We start from the raw sequence: 8,442 nt of genomic DNA, 5'->3' as shown, positions 1-8,442 counted from the left end.
CTGGGCGGCAACCTGTGCCGCTGCACCGGCTATCGGCCGATTCGCGACGCCGCCATGAGCATGGGCACCCATCCTGAAAACCGTCCGCTGTGGCTCGATGCCGCTGCGCCCCGCGCGGACGAGACAGGCACCGACCGCCTCGACCCCGACGCTGCCTTCCTCCAGCCAACCAGCCTTGCTGAGCTACGCGACTGCCTCGCGCAGCATCCCCAGGCGCGCCTGGTGGCCGGTGCTACCGACCTGTGGCTCGAAACCACCCAGCGCCTGGCGCGCTTCGAGCGCGTCATCGACGTGACCCGAGTGGCCGAACTCAATGTCGTTGAGGAAGCCACGCTGGACGACGGTCGCCAAGGCTGGTGGATCGGCGCCGCCGTCAGCTATTCGCGCCTGGAGCCGCTGCTCGAAGAGCACTACGACGCCTTCGCCCACCTGCTGCATCGCCTGGGCTCCCAGCAGGTGCGCAACCGCGGCACCCTGGGCGGCAACATCGCCAACGCCTCGCCCATCGGCGATACCCCGCCGGTGCTGCTGTCGCTGGGCTCGCGCCTGCGTCTGGTCGGCCCCAATGATGGTCATGGAGTGCGCGAGCGCGAGCTGGCGCTGGACGACTTCTTCCTCGACTACAAGCGCACCGCCCTGCGCGAGGGCGAGGCCATTCGCGCGATCTTCCTGCCCCGCCCCACCGAGGGCCAAACTCTCAAGGTGTGGAAACTGTCGAAACGTCGTGAGGATGACATTTCCGCGGTGCTGGGCGCCTTCGCCTGGCGGATGGAGAACGGCATGATGCGCGACGTGCGACTCGCCTTCGGCGGCATGGCGGCGATTCCCAAACGCGCCGCCCATGCCGAGGCGGCGCTGGAGGGCCAGGCCCCCGATGCAGCAGCCTTCCTTGCCGCTCGCGAAGCCTTGGCCGAGGACTTCCAGCCTATGTCCGACGTGCGCGGCAGCGCCGAATACCGCCGGCTCTCCGCCGCCAACCTGCTCGAGCGCCTGCGCCTTGTGATCGCTCAGGCCGAGTCCGACAGCCCCCGGGAGGTGATGCTCCATGCGTACGCTCACTAAGCTTTCCAAGGCGCCCGAATCCAAGGCGCCCGAAACCGCACCAGAACAGAATAAAGCAGCTACCGCCGACGTGAGCCCCGAGTCGGAAACTGCCCGCCACGAGCTCGACGGGCGCATCAAGGGCTCGAGCCCCTTGGCGCGGGATACCGTCCATGTGCCCCCGCATCCACACGCCCGGGCCCACGAGAGCGCGATCAAGCACGTGACCGGCCGTGCCGCCTACATCGACGACCTCAAGGCGCCAGCCGATACCCTGCACGTGGCGCTGGGTCTCTCCCCCGTCGCCCACGGCCGCCTGACGCGGCTCGACTTGGACAAGGTACGCACGATGCCGGGCGTCGTTGACGTCATTGGCTTCCATGACGTGCCGGGCCATACCGATATCGGCCCCGTCTTTCCCGGCGACCCCATCTTCGTCGAGGAAGAGATCAGCTACGTCGGCCAGGTGATGTTTGCCGTGGCCGCCGAGAGCCATCGCGCCGCGCGCGAAGCGGTGCAGGCTACCGTAGTGGAGATCGACGAGCAGCCGGCCTGCCTCGACCCGGTCGCCGCCGCCGAGCGCGGCGAGTTCGTGCGCCCCACCCACGTTCAGCAGAGTGGCGATTGGGAACAGGCGTTGGCCAATGCCGCCCACGTGGTCGAAGCCGAGCAGTTCGTCGGCGGCCAGGAGCACTTCTACCTGGAAGGCCAGGCCTGCCTGGTGCAGCCCACCGAGGACGAGGGTGTGATCGTCCACACCTCCAACCAGCACCCCAGCGAGACCCAGAAGCTGGTGGCCGAGGTGCTGGGCATCCCGTTCCACGCCGTGACCGTGGAGGTGCGGCGCATGGGCGGCGGCTTCGGCGGCAAGGAGACACAGGCATCGCCTTGGGCCTGCATCGCCGCGCTGATCGCCCGGCGTACCGGCCGCACCACTCGCGTCCGCCTGCCCCGGGCCGACGACATGCGCGTGACCGGCAAGCGCCACCCGTTCCACAACCGCTACCGGCTGGGCGTCGACGACCAGGGCGTGGTCCAGGGCGGCGAGATTACCGTGATCGGCGACTGCGGCTACTCGCCCGACCTCTCCGACGCCATCGTCGACCGCGCCATGTTCCACAGCGACAACGCCTATTCGCTGGGCGAGGCCCGGGTGACGGGCCACCGCGCGCGCACCCATACCGCGTCGAACACCGCCTTCCGCGGCTTCGGCGGCCCCCAGGGCATGATGGTGATCGAGGCGGCGATGGACGACATTGCCCGGCGCATCGGCGAAGACCCGCTGACGGTGCGCAAGCGTAACTTCTACCGCCCCGGCCGCCAGATGACCCACTACGGCCAGCAGGTGGATCAGATTGCGCTGCTCAAGGAACTGGTCGAGCAGCTCGAGACCAGCAGCGACTACTGGGAACGGCGCCGCGCTATTACCGAATTCAATGCCGAGAGCCCGATCGTCAAGCGCGGCCTGGCGCTGACGCCAGTGAAGTTCGGTATCTCCTTCACCGCCAAGCATCTCAACCAGGCCGGCGCGCTGCTGCACGTCTATACCGACGGCAGCGTGATGATCAACCATGGCGGCACCGAGATGGGCCAGGGCCTGCACACCAAGATCTGCCAGGTGGTGGCCCGCGAGCTGGGGCTCGATACCGACGAGGTGCGCATCACCGCTACGCGTACCGACAAGGTGCCCAACACCTCGCCCACCGCGGCATCGAGCGGTGCCGACCTCAACGGCCAGGCCGCGCGTGACGCCTGCCTGAAGCTCAAGGAGCGCCTGTTCGACTTTGCCCATGAGCATCTCTACAAGGATCAGGGGCTCGACCGCGAGGACATGCGCCTGGAGGCCGGCCATCTCGTCGCCGGTTACGGCGAGAGCGAGCGTCGCATCCCCTGGGGCGAGCTGGTCCAGTCCGCTTACCTGAATCGTATCTCGCTCTCCGAGAAGGGCTTCTACGCCACGCCGCTGATCCACTACGACCGCAACGTCGGACAGGGCCGCCCGTTTTACTACTACGCCTTCGGCGCCGCCGTGGCGGAGGTCAGCGTCGATACCCTGACCGGCGAGTACCAGGTCGACCGGGTCGACATCCTGCACGACGTGGGCGACTCGCTGAACCCGGCCATCGACCTCGGCCAGGTGGAAGGCGGCTTCATTCAGGGCATGGGCTGGATGACCAGCGAAGAGCTGAAGTGGAACGACGCCGGCCGGCTGATCTCCGACGGCCCGGCGACCTACAAGATCCCCACCTACGGCGACCTGCCGCCGGTGTTCAACGTCAAGCTGATGGAGGGCCACCCCAACTCCATGGCCAGCATCTACCGCTCCAAGGCCGTCGGCGAGCCGCCCTTCATGCTCGGCATGGCGGTGTGGTCGGCGCTGCGCGACGCCCTGGCGAGCCTGACCGACTACGCCGAAGCGCCGCGGCTAGACACCCCGGCCACGCCGGAGCGGGTGCTGATGGCCGCCGAGGCCCTGCGCAGCCGCTATGACACCGCGCAGGGAGCGGTGTGATGAACGCGCCGCGCCCGCAGGCCTGGCACGAGGCGCTGCATCGGCTGCAGAGCGAGGGGCTGCCCCATGCGCTGGCCACCGTGGTGACCAGCGCGGGCTCCACTCCACGCGAGCCCGGCGCGCGCATGGTGATCACCGAAGATGCCGTGTGCGACACCCTCGGCGGCGGCACCTTCGAGTTCCAGGTGATCGATGCGGCCCGGGAAAAGCTGGCCCGCGGCGAGAGCGGCATGAGTCTCGAGGCCTTTGCCCTGGGCGGGCGCAGCGGCCAGTGCTGCGGCGGCTTCGTCAACGTGCTGCTGGAAGTATTCTCCGGCAGCGCGGCGACGCTGGCCATCTTCGGTGCCGGCCATGTCGGCAACGAACTGGTGCGCCTGGCCGCCCCGCTGCCCTGGCGCGTGCTGTGGCACGACAGCCGAGATGGCGCCTTCCCGGCCTGGGCCGCGGATCAGTCACGGCTGGACTGCCGCCACGCGCCGGATCCGCAGGCCGCAGTGGCGGCCCTGCCTGCCGGCAGCCACGCGCTGGTACTGACCCACGATCACGCCGAGGATCGCGCCCTGGTCGACGCCCTGCTCCAGCGCGGCGACATGGCCTCGATCGGCCTGATCGGCTCGAAAAGCAAGTGGGCCAGCTTCCGCTCGCGGCTCAAGGATGCCGGACACGACGACACAGCCCTGGCCCGGGTGCGCTGCCCCATCGGCATGGCGAATGGCGGCACCGGCGGCGACAAGACGCCCTACGCCATCGCCATTGCCGCCATGGCTGAGCTGCTGCCGCTGGTTGGCACTGCCGAACGGCCCGACCAGCGCGGCCTGGAGCCGGCAGAGCTACGTGCTCTTTTTAACTGATCAATACCCAAGGCGGTTCCAACCGAACGCACTGAGGAGCGCCGGGGGCAGGCCGAAGAGGAGGTCATTTGCCATGGATGGCAAATGTAGCGTCCAGGGAAGGATTCACAGCGCCTCCTCGCAGGCCTGCCGCCGGATCAGCTCCGACTACCGCAGACACAGATGAGTCCCTGCTACCATGACGAACAACGACTCCCGCGTGATACGCGCCGAACTGCTGAGCTTCGATGCCGACCCCGGCGAGGGCGACAAGCCCGCCGAAGGCAGCATGCGTCACTACGCCGACGGCGCGCTGTGGCTGGAGAACGGCCGCATCAAGGCCATCGACGACTACGCGACGCTGGCACCCAGGCTGCCCGAAGGCATCGAGACGGTGGATCATCGCGGCAAGCTGGTGATGCCCGGTTTCATCGACAGCCACGTGCACTACGTGCAGCTCGAGATCATGGCCTCCTACGGGCGTCAGCTGCTGGACTGGCTGAACGAGTACACCTTCCCCGAAGAGTGCAGCTTCGCCCAGCGCGAGCGCGCCGATGTCATTTCCAACGCCTTCCTCGACGAGATGCTGCGGGTCGGGACCACCACCGCCCAGGTGTTCTGCTCGAGCCACCCTACCTCGGTGGAAGCGTTCTTCTCGGCCTGCCGCGAGCGCGACCTGCGCATGCTGGCCGGCAAGGTGCTGATGGACCGCAACGCCCCCAAGGCGCTGTGCGACGACACCTACGGCGGCATTCGCGACACCGAGCTGCTCATCGGCGATTGGCATGGCACTGCGCGCCTCGGCTACAGCCTGACCCCGCGTTTCGCGCCGACCTCCACCCGCGAGCAGCTCGACGCCACCGGCGGTCTGCTGCGTAATGACGAGAGCCTGTGGCTGCAGACCCACCTCTCCGAGAACCCCGGCGAACTCGATTGGGTCGCCGAGCTGTTCCCCGAGAGCCGCGACTACCTCGAGGTCTACGAACAGTCCGGCCTGGTCGGGCCGCGCAGCACCTTTGCCCACGGCATTCACCTTGACCAGGAGATGCGCACACGGCTCGCCGAGCGCGGCGCCAACCTGGCCTTCTGCCCCAGCTCCAACATGTTCCTCGGCAGCGGCCTGTTCGACCGCCTGGCGGCACGCGAGGTCGGCCTCAACATCACCTACGCCAGCGACATCGGCGGCGGCACCGACCTCTCCGGCCTCGCCACGCTCAAGGCCGGCTACCAGGTAGGCCAACTGCGCGGCCAACCGCTCACCGCCTGGCAGGGCCTCTATGGCCTCACCCTGGGCAACGCCAAGGCGCTCTCGCTGGACGACAAGATCGGCCGCCTCGCCCCCGGCATGGAAGCCGACTTCGTCGTGATCGACCCCGACGGCTCACCGCTGCTGGCACGCCGCCATGCACGCTGCAAAACCCTCGGCGAGCGGCTGTTCGCCTTGATGATGCTCGGCGACGACCGCAGCATTCTGGAGACCTGGGCCAACGGACGCTGCCAGCACCAGCGCGACCAAGCCTGAAACAAAAATGGCGAGTGGCTCTCAGTATTCATGAGGACCACTCGCCATTATGTAAAAGTTAGTTGTGAAACCCGCTGCTTCGAAGGCTCACCCCTCCCGCAGTACCTCCCCGCTATCCGGATCGAAGATCCAGCGCTCGCCACCCACCCGGAAAAGCAGCTCTCCGTTGCTCCACGCCAGCGCCTCGTAGACGCGCTCCTCGGGTGCCAGCTCGTCATGCTCGGGGCTGCGCACCGGCATAGCACTCGCCTCTACCGTTTCTCCCAGCCGCTCTGCATCGACCACCGTCAGCGTGCGACCGCCCGCAGGGCCTTCCTGAACGAATACCACTCGTTGCGAATCATCGCTCCACGGCCCGATGGTGATGTTGCCGCCGTACTGGAATGCAGCCGGCCTTGGCTTCCGCGCTTCCATTCGGACAAGCCAACCGGCACTGTGTGCCGCCCCCGAAGTGACCACGGCTAGCCAGGCACCGTCCGGCGAAACCGAGGCTTCCTGGAAGCGCTCCGCAGCACCAAACTCAGCCTGTTGATCCACGCGAATCGTGCCCGGCACAGCGTCAATGCCGAGCAGCACGGATCCATCCGCCGCGCGAATCTGCTCGTTGGCTACATCAAGCGGAGCAAGAGTCGCTTCAGGTTGAGAGGTATCGGATGTTTCGGTCTCCGGTGGTGGCCCACCATTCCCCGGCAACGGACAGCCGCTGAGCACGAGAGCAGCGGTTGCGATTGAGAGAGCGAGCAGGAGCCTGCGTGGTGCCATGAAGCCTCCTGATACTGAATTGCATGCTTCATGCACGGCAGTGTAAGTGCCAGCGAACACCTGTAAATCTTTGGAGTAACGCTCCGGTTAAGCCACCGGCCCGCCGGAGTGAAGCGTAGGTAAGTCGGTCGGCTTTAACCGCTTTTTACCCGCGCCCTTGCTTACGTGCTTCGTTAGGTAGTGTTCGATTTGCAATAGCCGCATTACTGGACATTGAAGCTCTGCCGTTTGTGAGCCTGCGAATACGCGCATTTCTTGCAAGCAAGTTAGGAACGCCTCATTCACAATGCATTCAAGATCGACACCGTACTTGGTTTGAATAGCGGCTTTGATGTCGGCAAGATGCCCAAGCTGGTTGTACGCTGCTTGGCCTTGGCTATCTTTAACGATTGGGCTCCAAAGCATGTAGTGGCAGTTGTACTCTGACAAATACTTGTTTGCGTACTCGATGTCACGTGAGAACTTATCTGTAAGCTTCTGTACGTTGTTAGGCCGCTTTTCTTTGACGTATTGGAGCCCGGTGGTCAAATGAATGGCAACCTCACAAACATATACCTGCTTTTCTTTAAGATTGACGCCCACCACGTCAATCTCGCCGTGAGACTCGACAGTGTAGAGGTTGGTTTGGATGAAGTCGCACTTGCGAATATACCGTAGATACGACGATACCAATTGTTCTCCGACATTCAGCACTGCAACCTCCTGGGCGGCTATTGATGCCATCATTCCCGCGAGGTACTAACGTCGACTGGATGGCCTTGTTGAGCTTGCACTTCCGCGGATTCAATCGCATTGCAATCCATCGCCGCCGCTCGATTCGGTGTAGGGCTCGATCAACCTCACCGACCAAGGCCGGCTTTTGCTGTTCCCGCTCGAGCTATTCATTCCGAAGATACCGCAGCATCCTATACGTCACCGGATCGTATTTCCGCAAGTTAGTCAGTTCGTGGATTTACGCGATTTGGCTAACCAGCTTGAGCAGGCCTGTTCGCCAGATCCGGTAATCACTATTCGGAGCAGGCGGTGATAAGTGGTGAAATGCACCTTCTCTTGGCTCTGGTGCACGCCGGCCACATATCGAAACGCAGAAAAAGCGAGGGCCGCAAACGAAACCACGAAGGCGAAAATCGTTACGCCTGCAGCTAACTTACCAGGCACCCAACTATCCAATCACTCATACTCGCCGCCATTCCAAGGGAACTTTCTAGCAACTAGCACTGATACCGATATCGAATGTGGTCGTTGTAATAACGCCCCTTGGAGCCAGCATGTAACAGCCCTTTAAAGATACCCTCAGGTACACCACAGAAGTCGTACGTTTTTCCCTCAGCAAAAGTGATTTTCATACGACGTGTCACGGCATCGTAACCGACCGCAAGAATTGCCGAAGATGAAACCTGTATCATTTCCAAAGTCGACATCTCCTAACGCCGCCATCACGCGCTTGTGGTCTGCATGGCCTTGTTAACAGTTTTATTTTTTGGTCATGACTTCCACAACGGTTCCTCTAATCCCTTGATTCTGCAGTCTCTTTGAGCTTTAGCCAGGACTCTATTGGCGGCTTGCTTGCCGGCTGCGTAGCCCGTTGGCCTGAGCCAGGAATTTCAGAGACGCTACCGCCCTGCTGGCAGAATGGATGACGATTTCCATCATCCCTAATGCGGCATCCCTGAGTACGTCTTGGTCACGTAAGCCGTCTTATGCAGCTTTTTACCTACCGTAACCAAGGGAAACGTTGAGGGCAACGCCTGCACAAGCAACAGGGGTCTCCTGCC

7 protein-coding genes are annotated in these 8,442 nt (G+C 64.1%); 4 read left to right on the top strand and 3 right to left on the bottom strand.

Annotated elements, in window-relative coordinates; translation table 11 throughout:
• The 4 genes from HBJ55_RS11785 to guaD all read left to right on the top strand — a co-directional run.
• Positions 1-1,062, top strand: a 1,062-nt coding sequence (locus HBJ55_RS11785; protein WP_167114737.1) for an FAD binding domain-containing protein, incomplete at its 5' end; no start/stop codon positions are given.
• Positions 1,046-3,553, top strand: coding sequence for a xanthine dehydrogenase molybdopterin binding subunit (gene xdhB, locus HBJ55_RS11780; RefSeq protein ID WP_206022531.1), 2,508 nt, complete (start codon positions 1,046-1,048; stop codon positions 3,551-3,553). The genes HBJ55_RS11785 and xdhB, both read left to right, overlap by 17 nt.
• A complete protein-coding gene (xdhC, locus tag HBJ55_RS11775; protein ID WP_167114733.1) occupies positions 3,553-4,404 on the top strand; it encodes a xanthine dehydrogenase accessory protein XdhC in 852 nt (283 codons plus the stop codon). Before xdhB ends, xdhC begins: the two co-directional genes overlap by 1 nt.
• Positions 4,405-4,582: 178 nt before the next feature.
• Positions 4,583-5,905, top strand: coding sequence for a guanine deaminase (guaD, locus tag HBJ55_RS11770; RefSeq protein ID WP_167114729.1), 1,323 nt, complete (start codon positions 4,583-4,585; stop codon positions 5,903-5,905).
• A gap of 87 nt (positions 5,906-5,992) precedes the next feature.
• On the opposite strand, the gene HBJ55_RS11765 is transcribed toward guaD, so the two are convergent.
• The 3 genes from HBJ55_RS11765 to HBJ55_RS22710 all read right to left on the bottom strand — a co-directional run bounded on the left by HBJ55_RS11765 (position 5,993) and on the right by HBJ55_RS22710 (position 8,073).
• On the bottom strand, positions 5,993-6,667 hold the full coding sequence (locus tag HBJ55_RS11765) for a TolB-like translocation protein (RefSeq protein WP_167114726.1): 675 nt from the start codon (positions 6,665-6,667) through the stop codon (positions 5,993-5,995).
• 87 nt (positions 6,668-6,754) lie between these two features.
• A complete protein-coding gene (locus HBJ55_RS11760) occupies positions 6,755-7,360 on the bottom strand; it encodes a hypothetical protein (RefSeq protein WP_206022529.1) in 606 nt (201 codons plus the stop codon).
• Positions 7,361-7,878: 518 nt separating this feature from the next.
• Positions 7,879-8,073: a KTSC domain-containing protein gene (locus HBJ55_RS22710; RefSeq protein ID WP_422674190.1), complete on the bottom strand. Its 195-nt coding sequence runs from the start codon at positions 8,071-8,073 to the stop codon at positions 7,879-7,881.
• Positions 8,074-8,442: the final 369 nt, after the last annotated feature.

The sequence above is a fragment of the Billgrantia bachuensis genome, assembly GCF_011742165.1.
Taxonomy (GTDB): domain Bacteria; phylum Pseudomonadota; class Gammaproteobacteria; order Pseudomonadales; family Halomonadaceae; genus Halomonas; species Halomonas bachuensis.
The sequence above is the reverse complement of the archived record's forward strand: the minus strand, read 5'-3'. Positions and strand labels throughout refer to the sequence as shown.

Excerpts from the sequence above, each read along its gene's own strand:
- xdhB (WP_206022531.1), top strand. The coding sequence starts at position 1,046 with ATGCGTACGCTCACTAAGCTTTCCAAGGCGCCCGAATCCAAGGCGCCC.
- xdhC (WP_167114733.1), top strand. The coding sequence starts at position 3,553 with ATGAACGCGCCGCGCCCGCAGGCCTGGCACGAGGCGCTGCATCGGCTG.
- guaD (WP_167114729.1), top strand. The coding sequence starts at position 4,583 with ATGACGAACAACGACTCCCGCGTGATACGCGCCGAACTGCTGAGCTTC.
- HBJ55_RS11765 (WP_167114726.1), bottom strand. The coding sequence starts at position 6,667 with ATGGCACCACGCAGGCTCCTGCTCGCTCTCTCAATCGCAACCGCTGCT.
- HBJ55_RS22710 (WP_422674190.1), bottom strand. The coding sequence starts at position 8,073 with ATGATACAGGTTTCATCTTCGGCAATTCTTGCGGTCGGTTACGATGCC.